The following is a 16,174-nucleotide window of genomic DNA, read 5'->3' as shown; positions in this document are numbered from 1 at the left end:
ATTCAAAAAAATCCTGTAAGGATTTTCTCCTTAACTTTTTCCCTATTAACTATTTCACTCTTCACTATTTTGCTTCGCAAAATAATACAAATATTCACAAGTTATTTTTTATTATTATAGCATATAGAGTTAATAAAATAGTACTGTAATAAAAGTAAAATGTGATAAAATAGTAATTGGAATTAATATGGGAATGGTTGGTGATGGTCATGGTAATAACTACTTTAGTTGAAAATACTTCATTATCGAAAGAGTTTAAATGTAAGCATGGGTTATCTTTACATATTAAAACGAATAAGCATAATATATTGTTTGATTTGGGCTCTAATGGATTGTTTATTGAAAATGCTATAAAACTTAAAATTGATATATCAGATGTGGATATTCTTGTTATATCTCATGGACATAAGGATCATGGAGGAGCTTTAAAGTTATTTTTACAATACAATAGCAAAGCAAAAATATATATTCATAAAGATGCATTTAATAAGTATTATACTTCAGTTTTAGGAGCACTTAAGTTTTATGTAGGATTAGATGATAGACTTCAATTTAATGAAAGAATTATATTCACTGAAAATATATTTGAAATTGATGAAGATATATGTATTTTTTCAAACGTCCCAAAGAAATATGAGACATCGAATCTAAATGACTCATTGTTTATTAAAATTGATGGGAAATATTATAAAGATGACTTTACTCATGAGCAAAGCCTATTGATAAGGGAAAATGATAAATATATATTAATTGCAGGATGTGCCCATAAGGGAATAGTTAATATAATAGATAAAGCGGAAGAAATAATGGATTTTAATCTATCAACTGTTATTGGTGGTTTTCATTTATTTAATCCAGTAAATAAAAAAAGTGAAAGCTTAGAATTTATTAGTGATATAGCTAAAAATTTAAATAATAAGAATACTATTTTTTATACTTGCCATTGTACTGGGAATAAGGCATTTAATATATTAAAAGAAAATCTTAAGGATAAAATAATGTATTTATCCACAGGACAAGTTATAGAACTTTAATAAAAAAATCGTACCGTAAGGTGGTACGATTTTATTTTTTATTAGAATCAAATAATAGCATAGTTACAAATATAGCTAGTAATATTCCTCTAGCGATATTAAAACCTATTACTCCTAAAGTTAAAAAATCTATTAGAACGTAACCAACTATGTAAATAGCACAGCAGATGATTGTCCAAATTATTTTACCCTTAGTTGTTTTTGCAGCTTTAAATGGAATTTTTCCACTGCTTATTAAATATTTTGATAAGTAATTAAAAATTACACTAGCTATAATAAATGATAATACAAGTGTTAATATATTAGCCAAATCATTAGCTCCTTTCAAATTTATAGTAATATTATAACATTTATTATGAAGGCTAAGTGTAACTTTATTTTGAATTTATAATAATTAGTTTTCTAACTCTAATAACATTTCGTATTGACCAATAAAATTTTGACATCCAATAGAGGAGAGCATTTCTTTCATAGGCGCATAGATATTATCTACATTAATAACAGATACTATATTTGCTTTTGTATTTTCAATTAAATTCGTAATAATGCTTTTTCCAACGCCTTTATTTCTATAGTCATTATGAACTGCAAGTTGTGGAATATCTCCTGTATTTTTATCAATAATACCGTAACCAATAATTTTATTATTTTCTTTTACTAGTGAGAATATGAAGCTATCTATAGTGGATTTTACTGAATCAATAGAATTTTGCCATGAAGGCTCAATATCCCAAAAGTTTATTACATCATTCCATTCTTCTTCTGTTAATGTAGATTTATTTTCAGTATTATACATTTTAATAGGAGTATAGGAGGATTTATCTAATTTAAAGCAGTCAAATTCTCTTACAACTTTAAATCCTTGTTTTTTATATAGTTCAAAAGCTACAGTATTAGTTTTTAATACTTCAAGCAAATAATATTCTACATTATTTTTAATTAGCTCTTTTTTTAGATTGTTAAACATTGTTGTAGTAATTCCGTGCTTTCTATATTCTTTAATAACCCCTGTTCCTGTATCATATATAGTTTTTTTATTATTCCAAATTCTTAATCCGTTATAAATAAATCCAATCAAATCATCTTCTTTAAATGTGCCAATTGAAATTTTAGGATTATAACCTCTTCTTAAAAGCATGTTTTCAAATTTAGAAATGGAGATATCAATCTCTACTTGATAATCTGAAAAAGCCAATATAAATGCTTTATGCAAAATATCAATAGGCGTATTTTCTAAAGTATTGTAGCTATACATTTTAAATCCTCCTTAATGTAATAACCATATTTTTACTGTTTATATTAGTCTATTATAGAAAATAAATTGTAGTATATAAAATAAATATTTACAATAATAATTGACAAAAAAGTAACAATAAAATACACTTAAAGTAATATAATAGAAAAGGAGAGTTTTTAGTATTGTGTCTTTATTGACTACATACTAAAACTTATAACAAAATATAAATTAGTTCATATACATACCGATAAAAAATGAAATAACATAGGAAATATAGTTTAAAAATTAACAAATTATATCTTCGTTATAAAGTAAACGTTTGATTTAAAATAAAAATAATTATATTTGGGAGGTATTATATATGAAACTTAATGGTAAAGTTGCTGTGGTTACAGGTGCTAGTTCAGGGATGGGAAGATCTATTGCTCTTCTTTATGCAAAGGAAGGAGCTTCTGTTATTGTAGTTGCTAGAAGAAAAGAAAAATTAGATGAAATAGTTGAGATATCAAAGGATTACAATGGTACGATAATAGCTATGCAAGGTGATGTTTCAAAAAAAGAAGATAATGAAAAGATGATAGATTTTGCAATTGAGAAGTTTGGTAAAATTGATATTTTAGTTAATAATGCAGGCATAATGGATGAAATGATGCCAGTTGGTGAAGTTGAAGATGAATTATGGGCAAGTGTAATGAATGTTAATTTAAATGGCCCATTTTATGCTTGTAGAAAGGCAGTAAATTTAATGATACAACAAGGTGGAGGAAATATAATTAATGTTGGATCTATAGGCGGTTTAAATGGTTGTAGAGCTGGGGTTTCATATACAGCTTCTAAATATGCGTTATTAGGATTAACTAAAAATATTGGATTTATGTATGCTGATAAGGGTATAAGATGTAATGTTATTTGTCCTGGAGGAGTAGATTCAGAAATTGGAGTAGGGATAAGTCATCCTAGTCAATTTGGATTTTCAAGAGTTAAACTTGGGATGGAAAGCGTGCCTAGATCAGGATCTCCAGAAGAAATTGCAACAATAGCTTTATTCCTTGCAAGTGATGATTCTAGTTTGATCAATGGAGCAGAGATAGTTGCAGATGCAGGATGGACAGCATTTTAATACAAAAAGTTAAGTAATTTATAAAAACTTTATTTCGTGAAAATTCCAATGAAATCGTTGACGAAAGGTGGGCATACCTTATAATTCAAATATAGTAAATTGGATAGTGATTGTTTAAGTGAAAACTAAACCTATTTACATGGGAAATATTCAACTTCAAGGTTGGTTTTATTTTGCATGTAAATGGGCTTTTTTAATAAATAGGGTATTGTAGAGTAAATATAATAATCAGACTAACATTAGTTACTTTTGATATTGAAGCTATTAAAAAAGAAGGATATAGTTTAGAAACTCCTATCATAGTTACTAATAGCTCAGATTATCTTGATTTTATAGAAACTGACAAAAAGTCAGTAAAACAAAATGATGAATTATTAACAGTTCTTAATTAAAAAGCCAGAACAAGAGTAGTAATAAGTTATTGTATAAAAGAAAGGAAGATGAAAGATGGGATTTAGAGAAGATTTCTTATGGGGTGGAGCTACTGCTGCAAACCAATGTGAAGGTGGATATAATGAAGGAGGAAGAGGCCTTGCAAATGTAGATGTAGTTACTATAGGCAAGGATAGATTTCCTATTATAGCTGGAGAAATGAAAATGTTTGATTTTGATAATGAGCATTTTTATCCAGCAAAAGAAGCTATAGATATGTATCATAATTATAAAGAAGATATAAAACTATTTGGAAAAATGGGTTTTAAGACTTATATATGTTCAATTGCTTGGAGTAGAATTTTTCCAAATGGTGATGATGAAACTCCAAATGAAGAAGGATTAAAATTCTATGAAGATTTATTTAAAGAGTGTCATAAATATGGTATTGAGCCATTAGTTACAATTACTCATTTTGATTGCCCTATTAATTTAATTGAAAAATACGGTGCTTGGAGAAATAGAAAAATGGTAGAATTCTATGAACGTCTTTGCACAGTTATATTTAATAGATATAAGGGCCTTGTTAAGTATTGGCTAACATTCAATGAAATTAATATGATACTACATGCACCATTTATGGGAGCGGGTATATGATTTGAAGAAGGCGAAAATAAAGAGCAAGTTAAGTATCAAGCAGCACACCATGAGTTAATAGCAAGTGCATTAGCTACAAAGATTGCTCATGAAGTAGATCCAAACAATATGGTTGGATGCATGCTAGCAGCTGGTGACACATATCCTTATACTTGTAAACCAGGCGATGTTCTTGAAGCAATGAATAAAAATAGAGAAAATTACTTCTTTATAGATGTTCAATCAAGAGGAGCTTATCCGGCATATGCTTTAAAGGAAATGGAGAGAAAAGGTATTAATATTAAGATGGAAGATGGAGATTCAGAAATCTTAAAGAAATATACTGTAGACTTTATATCATTTTCTTATTATTCTTCAAGATGTGCAAGTTCAGATCCAGAAGTTAATAAGCTAACAGAAGGAAATATATTTGCATCACTTAAAAATCCTAACTTAGATGAAAGTGAATGGGGATGGCAAATTGATCCACTTGGACTTAGAATAACTTTAAATTCATTATATGATAGATATCAAAAACCTTTATTTATTGTAGAAAATGGACTTGGAGCAGTAGATACTCCAGATGAAAATGGGTATGTTGAAGATGATTATAGAATTGCTTATTTAAGAGAGCATATTAAAGCTATGAAGGATGCGGTTGATATCGATGGTGTTGACTTACTTGGATATACAACTTGGGGATGTATTGACTTAGTAAGTGCAGGAACTGGTGAAATGAAAAAACGTTATGGATTTATTTACGTAGATCGTGATAATGATGGTAAAGGAACTTTAAAGAGAAGTAAGAAAAAGAGCTTTGATTGGTATAAAAAAGTTATTGCTTCAAATGGAGAAGAACTTTAGTTATTAGCATAAAAAATTTAGTTATAGATATAAAATAAGAAATCTAATAAATAAAAAATTAAGTTATAGAATTTATTTATAGATAAGTTTTTAATGAATGTATATCTTAATGGTACAAGGCTATATCAAATTTATTTTGATATAGCCTCTTAATATTTATAAAAAAATTATGAGATAAATAGTAAAGACATTTATCTAGTAAGTAATTACAAAATTTGATATTCTATAAAGAGAAAGTGATACAACCTAAAATATTATAAAATAAGTAAAATATATAGAGTAAATGGGGAGTATATTATGAAAAAGTTAAGTCATGGTTGCACGTTAGATTGTTTTGATTGTTGTAAGTTTAATATTTACGTTGATAAAAATGAAATAGTAAAAATTCAAGGAGATAAAGAGCATCCTTATACTAAAGGATTTATATGTAAGAAGGGATTAGCACATTTAGATAGATTAAAGCACAGGGAAAGAATATATTCTCCAATGATAAAGATAAATGGTGAATGGAAGGAAATATCTTTTGATGAAGCTTTAAATATTATGGCTCAAAAGCTTGAGTATTACAAAAATAAATATTCTTCAAAGTCGATATTATACTATGAGCAATATGGAAATGGTGCATTACTTAAAAGTATGGGAGATTTATTCTTTAATTTTTATGGGGGAGTGAGTAAATCTAAAGGTGGACCATGCTGGAGTGCTGGAATTAAGGCACAAACATATAATTTTGGAGATGTGAAAAGCCATTCATTAGATGATATGATAAATAGTAAAACAATATTTGTATGGGGGAAAAACCCTGCTTTTACAACTATACATACAATGCAAAGTATAAAAAAAGCTAAGAGTAATGGAAGTAAGATCGTAGTAATTGATCCAATATACACAAAGACTGCAGAAATGGCAGATAAATATGTGAGAATCAAACCTAATGGCGATGGAGCTCTTGCGCTTGCAATGGGAAAAATAATAATTGATAAAAATTTATATGATAGAAATTATATAAAAAGCTATGTTAATGGTTTTGAAGATTATAAGAATTATGTAGAAAGCCTAAATCTTGAAGATTTAATAGAAATTTGTGGTGTAAGCAAAGACGATATAGAAGAATTAGTTATGCTATATACAAATAAGTATTCTACTATATTGCTTGGATATGGTATGCAAAAATACAAAAATGGTGGAAATACCATAAGCTTAGTAGATATTTTAGGAGCTATCACAGGTCAAATTGGATTTGCTGGCGGTGGTATTAATTATGCTAATAAAGTTTATCCAAATGTAATTGATTCTGACCCTTATAATAGCGAGAAATCTTGTGAAAATAGATTTTTTTATGTAAGTCATATGGCCGATTTTATAAATGATTCATTATTAGGAAGAGACTTTTATGATGATGATAAAGTTTATTTGAAAGATGCTAGTTTAGACAAAGAAAGTAAAAAATATAATACACCAATAAAGATGTCTGTAATTACAAAAAGTAATTTATTAAATCAACTGGCTAATTTAAATAATTTAAATGATGCATTTTCAAAAGTAGAATTTAAAGTATGTTTTGATATGTTTATGACTGATACAGCTAAGGAATGTGATTTGTTTATTCCAACTACAAGTACATTAGAAAGTGAAGATTTAATATATAGTTCTATGACAAGTCCATATATAATTTATAATGAAAAGGCTGTTGAACCTAAAAATGAATTAATGGATGAATATGAATTTTTTAAAGAGCTTGCAAAAAGAGTTAAGTTAGATAATTATCCATATGTTGATAAACAAGAATATTTATCAAAAGTTATAGAACCATTAAAGAAGTTTAATGATGAAGTAGATATAGAATATTTAAAAAATAACTATTTTACAATTCATAAACCTGTAGCTTGGGAAGATAAAAAATTTAAAACAGCTTCAGGGAAATTTGAAATATTCTTTAACGAAAGCTTATATTTAGAAAATGATAATAAAAAAGATAATAAATTAATTTTTAAATTACTTACTAACCATAGTAGAGATACTTTATCAAGCCAACATATGATGGATGAAGATGGAATTTCTGTTGCTTATATAAATGAAGAAATGGCAAGGAAGCTATCATTTAATGAAGAAAAAATAGTTACTTTAAGAAATCATAATGGAGAAATAAGAGTAAATTTAAAAATTGATAATAGTGTAGCTGATTTTATAGTTTTAATGTATGTTGGATGGTGGACAAAACATGGAAATCCTAATTATTTAACAGACTCAGGAGTATCTGATATAGGTGGACAAGTAACTTATAATGAAACAGAAGTAGAGATAGATTTTGCTATTTAAATAAAAATATTGTAGAGAAATAATTATAGATAGTTTGGAAAAGGTAATTCAAGTTTGAATTATTGAACTTATTAAAAAACAGTATAATGACATATTTATTTTAAACTATAAGTTATGTTAATTATTTTATAAGAAAAGGATATTAGTTTTACTTGTAATTAAGTAAAATTAATATTCTTTTTTTATCTTAAAGTATATAAATTTGAGCTTCATAAATTCTTCATAAATTCTTTAATATTTATTGCGAAATTTAATTAAAAATATTTAAATTTGATATTTAGAATTTAGTATATGGAAGATGAGTTGTAAATGGAGGTAATAAAAATGAAAATATTAGTTATTATTCCTGCTTATAATGAAGAGAAAAGTATATATAATGTAGTTTCATCTGTTAAATTAAATATTCCATTCGCAGATGTTCTGGTTGTAAATGACGGCTCATGCGATAACACCTATGGTGAGGCTAGAAGAGCAGGAGCTAAGATTATAAACTTAACCAATAATTTAGGGATAGGAGGGGCAGTTCAAAGCGGATATATTTATGCATATATCGAAGGATATGACATTGCTATACAGGTAGATGGAGATGGACAGCACAATCCAAGGGATTTAAAGAATCTTATTAATGAAATAGAAGACGGGAATACTGATATTGTAATAGGATCTAGATTTGTTGAAAGAACTGAATATAAACCGAGTTTTTTTAGAAAAGTTGGGATTAAATATTTTTCTATGTTAGTTTCAATATTATGTGGAAGAAATTATTATGATACAACATCCGGATATAGGGTAGTAAAAAGAAAAGGAATAGAACTTTTTTCAAATTACTATCCAAAAGATTATCCAGAAGTTGAAACAATAGTATATGCATGTAAGAATGGATTAAATATAAAAGAGATTAAAGTTGAAATGAATGATAGAAAAGCAGGAAAATCATCTATCACTCCTATTATGGCGATATATTATATGATAAAAGTAACAGTATCAACTATAAATGTTGCACTTTATTGTAGTTATAGTAATGTTAGATGTCTAAATAAGAAGGAGAGTGAAGTGATTAGATGAAATCATTAATAACTACGATTTTTGTAGTCTATATTATTTATGAAATCTTTAATTTGAAAAAAAGAGTTATAAGATTAACACAAGAAAATGCAATTCTTTTACAGCTATTAAAGGAGAAAGAAAATAAATGATGTATTTATTAATAAGCATAAATATTGTTTTATTACTTTTAGGACAAGTTATATGGAAACTAGGTACAAAAACAATAAATTTTGAAATGAATTTAAAAGGTATATTTAATTTTATTCTTAATCCCTATGTTTTAGGAGGAGGAATTATATACGTAATTGCAAGTATAGTCTGGATTTATATACTATCAAAAGAAGATTTGAGTAAGGTATATCCATTACAAAGTCTTTGTTATGTGTTTGGTGCAATTATTGGAGTATTTATATTTAATGAGAATATAAGTGTTCTTAGAATACTAGGATTATTTCTAATATTTTGTGGAGCATTTATAATAAGTTTAAGTTAGGGAGAGAGAAATAGATGTTTTCAATAAAGAAAGAAGAAAAGAATATAAAAGTAGCTCTTATTTTAATAGAAGTAATTTTTGCTTTAATAGCTTTACTTTATATATTAAAGTTTGGAGATTCAACGCTTCTAGGAAGCATGGAAAGTTTTGATAATGATGATGTTAAATATATAAGAAGTGCTTGGAATTTAGTAGAGAATAAAATATTATCCTATGAAAATATAACTGAGCCAACTGTATATATTATGCCGGGATTAACTTTTATACTATCAGGTTTTGTTGCATTATTGGGTAAGTTTAATGCAATAGTAGCATTTAGAATATTTCAGATATTTATTCAATGTGGTTCCTTATATATAATTTTCCTTATAGGAAGAAAATTATTTAATAGTAGGATTGGAATAATTGCATGTTTAATTAATTCGTTGTATGTAGTAGAGTTTTATGTTACAAGTTTAATTCTTATGGAAACTATTTTTAAATTTTTATTACTTTTATTAGTATATTTAAGCATGTATGCAATTGAAAGAAAAAATACAAGGTTATATATAATAGCAGGAATAGTATGGGGTACAGCATGTTTATTTAGGCCTACAATCGCAGCATTTCCAGGAGTAATACTATTAGCTTGGATAATGAAAAAGGAATACAAATTGAAGGATATGTTTAAGTATGCTAGTATTGTTTTAGTAATATTTTGCTTAATTATGACACCTTGGTGGATAAGAAATTATAAGCAATTTAATACTTTCATACCTTTTACAGCATCTAGTGGAAATCCATTTTTACAAGGAACATTTGTAAACTATGATCAAAGTGGTGGTTTTGGAGTTCCATACGAAAAAGGCGAAAATTATATTGAAAGCAATAAAAATGAAATTAAAGCAGGAATAGAAAGATTAAAAATTTATGGTAGGGAAAAACCCATTAAATATATATACTGGTACACTCTAGGTAAAACATTTTATTTTTGGAAATCACCATTTTATTGGAATGGTGTAATAGGTTTTATATTAGCTCTGATTCAACATTATTTTATTTTAATTTCAGCAATAGCGGGAATAGTAATGTGTAAGAAAAAGTCAACTTGGAATTTTGATATACTTATTATATTAGGAACGGTAATACTATTTAATCTTGTTTATTTACCTTATTTCACATTTGAAAGATATTCTTATCCATTAATTTCATTGCTTACAATTTTTTCAGGATATATAATTGATAATTTGATAAAAAAGAAGAGAGTAAAAAAGATTTATTGAAAGAAGGATGTTTTTTATGGATGATAATAAAACAATATTAGTAGTTGATGATGAAAAAGATATTAGAGAAATAATAGAAATTTATTTAATTAATGAGGGATATAATATTGTTTTAGCTAGTGATGGGATAGAAGCTTTAGAAAAATTAAAAAAAGAAAAAATAGATTTGATAATTTTAGATATAATGATGCCTAAACTTGATGGTATTAGAACTTGTATTAAAATAAGGGAAGATAAAAAGATGCCTATTATAATGCTTTCAGCTAAAAGTGAAGATAGTGATAAAATATTAGGACTAAACATAGGGGCGGATGATTATATTATAAAGCCTTTTAATCCACTTGAGCTAGTAGCAAGGGTGAAATCGCAGTTAAGAAGAGTTACTAGTTTTAGTGAAGCTAAAGAAATTAATGATGAAGAAATATATATAGATGGCCTTAGAATCAATAAAGCAAATAGAGAAGTTTTGGTAGAGGATAGAAATATAAAATTGACGCCTAGGGAATTTGATATATTAGAAGTTTTAGCGATAAATAGAGGTAGAGTATTAAGTACAGAACAAATATATGAAAAAGTATGGAACGAGCCATTTTATAATTCTGAAAATACAGTGGCTGTCCATATTAGAAATATAAGAGAAAAAATTGAGATTAATCCTAAAGATCCTAAGTATATAAAACTTGTATGGGGAGTTGGATATAAAATTGAGAAATAAAGGACAAAAAAAATTATTTGTATGGAGTTTAAAAAAAGAGTTTTTATTATTAAGTATAGTTACATTTATAATAGCTATTAGTGGGATTATTCATAGTATTAATATTGTTAAATACAATTCCAATGAAAGTTTAATTAATATTTTTAATAAAACTTATATAGATATACAAAGGTATGTTAATAGACTTGATGATAACAGTAAGGAATATTTAAATGAAGTATGCGAATTGAATAAAGTTAATGCAGCTATTATAGATACACAGGGAAATATTTATATGAAATCAAAAAATGTATATTCAAATATAATTGATGTCAATAAAATTCAAAATATATTTCAAAATAAATATTCTGACGAGAATATTTATCAAAGATATGACATTAGCTTAGATAATAAAGATTACAATCTTTTAATATGGAGAGAACAGGGAGGAAATGAGGTAATTATAAAAGTAATTTCATCTATTTCATTAAGTTTTCTACTAGCAATAATAATAATATATATTTATACAATTAGAAAAGCTAGATATATAAGAGAATTAACCAAAGGAATAAATGAGTTTTCATTAGGTAATTTAGATTATATAATATCAGAAAAAGGAAAAGATGAATTAAGATCCTTAGCAAAAGGAATGAACTTAATGGCTAAGAATTTAAAAAACAGTATAACTTCAGAGCGAAGCCAAGAAAAATTTAAATCTGAATTAATTACAAATGTTTCTCATGATTTAAGAACTCCACTAACATCAATAATAGGATACTTACAACTTATTGATAATGAAAAAACTTCGGAGGAAAATAAAAAAAGATATACTAAAAGTGCAATAGAAAAATCTTATAAATTAAGAGAGTTAATTGGAGATTTATTTGAGTATTCTAAGCTTCAATCTAATTCAGTTACTTTAAATAAAAGTAATGCAAATATAATTGAAATAATAGAGCAGAGTATAGGAGAGTTATATATTGAAGCTGTAGAGAAAAATATAGTATTTATTAAGAAATATGAGTATTCAAACATAAATTTGAATGTTGATTCCAGTAAAATAGGTAGAGTTTTTCAAAATGTTTTATCAAACTCTGTAAAATATAGTAAGAGAAATAGTGATATTTCAATTAATATTTTAAAAGATAAGAATAATATCATAATATCTTTTGAAAATGAAATAGAACACGAATCATTGAAGGACATAGATAAAATTTTCAATAGGTTTTATAGATGTAATGAATCTAGGAATTCAGATATTCCAGGTTCTGGGCTTGGCTTAGCAATAGCCAAAAATATTATAGATCTTCACAGTGGAGATATTTACGCAGAATGTAACAATAATACATTTAAATTATATATTAAGCTATCAGTTGTTTAAGATGAGAGCATTAATGGTATAAATTCATTAATGCTCTCATTTAGTTTTAAATTAATAGTATTCAATCTACTAGATAGAATACTAAAAAATTATATCTGATTTTTTCATTTTCAAATAGTATTGATAATAATTAATATATCTAGAGTAAGTAAATAATAATTTAAATTATACGAAATTAAAGAAATATATATTTAATTGAAATTCATTGTATTTATTATAATAAGGATATAAAAGATAAATTTGACATTTAATAAATAAATGTTTAATAATAAATATGAACAAAAGTTTAACAGGTAGGGGGAGACATATGAAATTTTATAATAACTTAAAACTATCTACACGATTATTAATTTATTTCTTAAGTACTATTTTTTCAATGGGGGTAATTGGAATAATAGGTATATACAATATGTATAGTATTGATAAATCTGTAGATTATTTAAATAATATTACTATAAAATCAATTGATTCAATTAATAAGATAGATAAAAATCAATTGAATATTTATAAAGATATACAGTTAATGGAAAATTCGAGTAGTAAGACTAATTTAGATGAATTAATAAAAGAAATTACTGATGCTTCAGAAGAAAGTGAAAAGCAAATTGCAATTTACGAAACTACAATAGATGATGAAGATGAAAGAAACATTTTTAATGAATTTAAAGTTAATTTGAAAGTATTTAACGAGTCTGTTAAAAAGTATATAAATTTTATATATAATGGGAATAAAAAAGAAGCAGAAATGCAACTTTCAACTATGAACCAGGCAAGAGAAAATATGAGATATGAGCTAAATAAATTATTAGAGTTAAACGAACAATGGGCAAATGAAATTAAAGTTGAAGGTAATGAAACCTTTAGTAATTCACTAAATCTAATTATTTTTATTATAGTAGTATTATCGATATTTGCAAGTTTATTTGCATTTTTAATGCAAAGTTCAATAAAGAAATCTTTAAATAAAATAAGAGGATTAGCTAATAGATTATCTAATTATGATTTAGCAGATCCAATTATAATAGAATCAAATGATGAGTTTGGGGAAATAGGAAATAATTTAAATAAGGCGCAAGAAAATATTAGTGGATTAATAAAAAATATTATGGATACTTCTCAAGATATGAGTGCTTCAAGTGAAGAGTTATCAGCTACAGTGGAGGAAATGACTGCAAAATTTGAAAGTATAAATGCTTTAACAAGTGAAGTTAATTTAGGTGTACAAGAAAATAGTGCAACAGCTGAGGAAATATCTGCAGCAGTACAAGAAGTAGATGCAAGTGTTAATATACTGTCAAATAAAGCAATGGAAGGTAGTAATAATGCAGTTGAAATAAGAAATAGAGCAACAAAAATTGAAAAGGCTAGTAAAGTAGCAACCGAAAATACAAAAGAAGTTTACAGTGAAATGGAAAAACAAGTTTTAAATGATATAGAAAAAGGAAAAGTTGTATCAGATATTAAAGTAATGGCAGAAACTATTGCAGACATAGCAGAGCAAACAAATCTTTTAGCACTTAATGCAGCTATAGAGGCAGCAAGAGCAGGTGAGCAAGGAAAAGGATTTGCTATAGTCGCTGAAGAGGTAAGAAAATTAGCAGAACAATCTTCAGAAGCTGTAGGTAATGTTAAATTTACTATAGAAAAGGTGCAAGAAGCATTTAAAAGTTTATCGGGCAATAGTAATAAGCTATTAAAGTTTATGAATGATAATATTGTTCCTGAATTTGAAACATTTGTAGAGATTGGAGAACAGTATCAAGGTGATGGAATATTTGTAAATAATATGTCAGAAGAGCTAGCAGCAATGACAGAAGAAGTTTTAGCGACAATGAATCAAGTTAATGAAGCAGTTCAAGGTATGGCAGATATGGCTCAAAAGTCATCAGGTAACTTAGATGGAATAAATGAAAGTGTTGATGAATCTACTAAGGCTATGGAACAAATAGCAGATACAGCTCAATCTCAAGCGGAGCTTGCACAAGATTTAAATGAAATGATTCAAAAGTTTAAGGTCTAAAATTATATTAGTATATATGTTAAACTATGTTATAATTAATAAGATATATTATATAAAGTTATTGAATTGAAGTATAAAATTAGCATTTATAAGTACTTTTGCATATGTTTTAATGTATAAAAAATATATAAGTTTACTCAGATTTGAAGACAAGTTACTGAATAATTAGATTTATATATATTGGATTTTTTATTCTAGCAATAGAATTATTATTAATTTTTATAAAAGTGTATCGAAAGGTACGCTTTTTATAATATGAAAGATATGATAGGGAGGAGATGAACTATGGTTATATCATATTTTAAAGACTTATTTGATGATAAAAAATTTCTAAAGAAAACTGTAGCTATTGGAATTCCTATAGCAATACAGGCACTTCTTAATACAACTTTAAACCTTGTTGATACTATGATGATAGGAACTTTAGGACAAAGTGCTATTGCAGCAGTTGGATTAGCTAATAAGGTGTTTTTTGTTTTTACTTTATTATTATTTGGTGTTGTAAGTGGATCTTCAATACTAACTGCTCAATATTGGGGGAAGAGAGATGTAAAGAATATAAGAAGAGTTCTTGGGATATCACTTATTATAGGACTTTTAGGTTCTATTATTTTTATGTTATCAGGACTTTTAATACCAAAGCTTGTCATGAGAATTTTTACTCCAAGTGAAAATACAATAGCTGTTGGAGCCTCTTATCTAGTTATAGTAGCTTTAAGTTATCCTTTAACTGCAATTACAAATTGCTACATATCACTTTTAAGGGCAACCAATAGAGTTAAGGCTCCAGTTTTTATAAGTGTAGTAGCTATTGGAGTTAATGTAATATTAAACTATACATTTATATTTGGTAATTTTGGAGCACCAAGACTAGGGGTTCAAGGGGCTGCAATAGCAACTGTTATTGCTAGATTAGTTGAATGTTTATCTATTTTGGCTATTGTTTATATAAGCAAGGGTCCAGCAGCTGCTAAGATAAAAGAACTTATTAGTTTTGATAAGGAGTTCATTAAAAAGTATTTAGTCACAGTATCACCTGTTATTGCTAACGAATTTATGTGGGGGCTTGGAGTTACTATGTATTCATTAGTTTATGGAAGAATGGGAGATGAAGCTGTTGCATCAATTACAATAACTCAAAATGTTGAACAAATATGTGTTGTTTTATTCCAAGGATTAAGTTCAGCTACTGCTGTTATTTTAGGAAATGAATTAGGTGCTAATAAGCTAAAGGAGGCAGATAAACATGCTAGGAGCTTCTTTGTATTACAGCTACTATTAACAATAGTTATGGGGTTAGTATGCTTTATGATAAGAACTCCATTAATTAAGTTATTTTCTGTTCCAGATAATATAGCATTAGATATAACTAAATGTTTAACTGTATTTATATGTTATTTACCATTTAGAATGTTTAACCTAGTTAATATAGTAGGTGTTCTTAGAAGTGGTGGAGATACAAAGGCATCTTTACTTTTAGATATTACAGGAGTATGGTGTGTTGGAATACCAATGGCTTTCTTTGGAGGAATTATTTTAGGATTACCTATTTATTACGTTTATGCAATGATAACACTTGAAGAGGTTTATAAGTTTATATTAGGATTTAGAAGGTATAAACAAAAGAAGTGGCTTAAAAATATAGTTGGAGCTTAGATATTAAAAGCAGTTTTTACTTAAAAATATACTTTAATC

The 16,174-nt window shown here is 26.5% G+C and carries 13 protein-coding genes and 1 pseudogene; 12 read left to right on the top strand and 2 right to left on the bottom strand.

Annotated elements, in window-relative coordinates:
• The first annotated feature begins 203 nt into the window (after nt 1-203).
• Nucleotides 204-1,034: an MBL fold metallo-hydrolase gene (locus J2Z25_RS03705; RefSeq protein WP_245173053.1), complete on the top strand. Its 831-nt coding sequence runs from the start codon at nt 204-206 to the stop codon at nt 1,032-1,034.
• Between the two features lie 31 nt (nt 1,035-1,065).
• Here the strand turns inward: J2Z25_RS03705 and J2Z25_RS03700 are convergent, their stop codons facing one another.
• The gene (locus J2Z25_RS03700) at nt 1,066-1,344 is read right to left on the bottom strand and encodes a hypothetical protein (protein WP_142690469.1); all 279 of its coding nucleotides are present in this window, start codon (nt 1,342-1,344) and stop codon (nt 1,066-1,068) included.
• An 84-nt stretch (nt 1,345-1,428) separates the two neighbouring features.
• Nucleotides 1,429-2,289 (bottom strand): GNAT family N-acetyltransferase, encoded by an 861-nt coding sequence (locus J2Z25_RS03695; protein ID WP_209738435.1) that lies wholly within the window; start codon nt 2,287-2,289, stop codon nt 1,429-1,431.
• A gap of 343 nt (nt 2,290-2,632) precedes the next feature.
• Here J2Z25_RS03695 and J2Z25_RS03690 point away from each other — a divergent pair, with 343 nt between their 5' ends.
• The 11 genes and pseudogenes from J2Z25_RS03690 (at nt 2,633) to J2Z25_RS03645 (ending at nt 16,135) form a co-directional block, all read left to right on the top strand.
• Nucleotides 2,633-3,391, top strand: coding sequence for an SDR family oxidoreductase (locus tag J2Z25_RS03690; RefSeq protein ID WP_209738433.1), 759 nt, complete (start codon nt 2,633-2,635; stop codon nt 3,389-3,391).
• Nucleotides 3,392-3,838: 447 nt separating this feature from the next.
• Nucleotides 3,839-5,263: pseudogene (locus J2Z25_RS03685) on the top strand (6-phospho-beta-glucosidase).
• Nucleotides 5,264-5,560: 297 nt separating this feature from the next.
• Complete coding sequence (locus J2Z25_RS03680) at nt 5,561-7,582, top strand: molybdopterin-dependent oxidoreductase (RefSeq protein WP_209738432.1); 2,022 nt, start codon at nt 5,561-5,563, stop codon at nt 7,580-7,582.
• Between the two features lie 324 nt (nt 7,583-7,906).
• Nucleotides 7,907-8,647 carry a glycosyltransferase family 2 protein gene (locus J2Z25_RS03675; RefSeq protein WP_097033733.1) on the top strand — a complete coding sequence of 247 codons (741 nt, stop codon included), beginning with the start codon at nt 7,907-7,909 and terminating at the stop codon, nt 8,645-8,647.
• Complete coding sequence (locus J2Z25_RS18745; RefSeq protein WP_280915571.1) at nt 8,644-8,778, top strand: hypothetical protein; 135 nt, start codon at nt 8,644-8,646, stop codon at nt 8,776-8,778. Before J2Z25_RS03675 ends, J2Z25_RS18745 begins: the two co-directional genes overlap by 4 nt.
• The gene (locus tag J2Z25_RS03670) at nt 8,775-9,122 is read left to right on the top strand and encodes an EamA family transporter (RefSeq protein WP_209738430.1); all 348 of its coding nucleotides are present in this window, start codon (nt 8,775-8,777) and stop codon (nt 9,120-9,122) included. The genes J2Z25_RS18745 and J2Z25_RS03670 overlap by 4 nt, the downstream gene beginning before the upstream one ends.
• A gap of 14 nt (nt 9,123-9,136) precedes the next feature.
• The gene (locus tag J2Z25_RS03665; RefSeq protein WP_209738428.1) at nt 9,137-10,384 is read left to right on the top strand and encodes an ArnT family glycosyltransferase; all 1,248 of its coding nucleotides are present in this window, start codon (nt 9,137-9,139) and stop codon (nt 10,382-10,384) included.
• A gap of 16 nt (nt 10,385-10,400) precedes the next feature.
• Nucleotides 10,401-11,099, top strand: coding sequence for a response regulator transcription factor (locus J2Z25_RS03660; RefSeq protein ID WP_008679923.1), 699 nt, complete (start codon nt 10,401-10,403; stop codon nt 11,097-11,099).
• Nucleotides 11,089-12,459, top strand: coding sequence for a sensor histidine kinase (locus J2Z25_RS03655; protein ID WP_209738427.1), 1,371 nt, complete (start codon nt 11,089-11,091; stop codon nt 12,457-12,459). Before J2Z25_RS03660 ends, J2Z25_RS03655 begins: the two co-directional genes overlap by 11 nt.
• A 307-nt stretch (nt 12,460-12,766) precedes the next feature.
• Nucleotides 12,767-14,479 carry a methyl-accepting chemotaxis protein gene (locus J2Z25_RS03650; RefSeq protein WP_008679921.1) on the top strand — a complete coding sequence of 571 codons (1,713 nt, stop codon included), beginning with the start codon at nt 12,767-12,769 and terminating at the stop codon, nt 14,477-14,479.
• Nucleotides 14,480-14,764: 285 nt separating this feature from the next.
• Complete coding sequence (locus J2Z25_RS03645; RefSeq protein ID WP_097033730.1) at nt 14,765-16,135, top strand: MATE family efflux transporter; 1,371 nt, start codon at nt 14,765-14,767, stop codon at nt 16,133-16,135.
• Nucleotides 16,136-16,174 lie beyond the last annotated feature (39 nt).

The sequence above is a fragment of the Clostridium tertium genome (assembly GCF_017873245.1).
Classification (GTDB): domain Bacteria; phylum Bacillota; class Clostridia; order Clostridiales; family Clostridiaceae; genus Clostridium; species Clostridium tertium.
The sequence above is the reverse complement of the archived record's forward strand: the minus strand, read 5'-3'. Positions and strand labels throughout refer to the sequence as shown.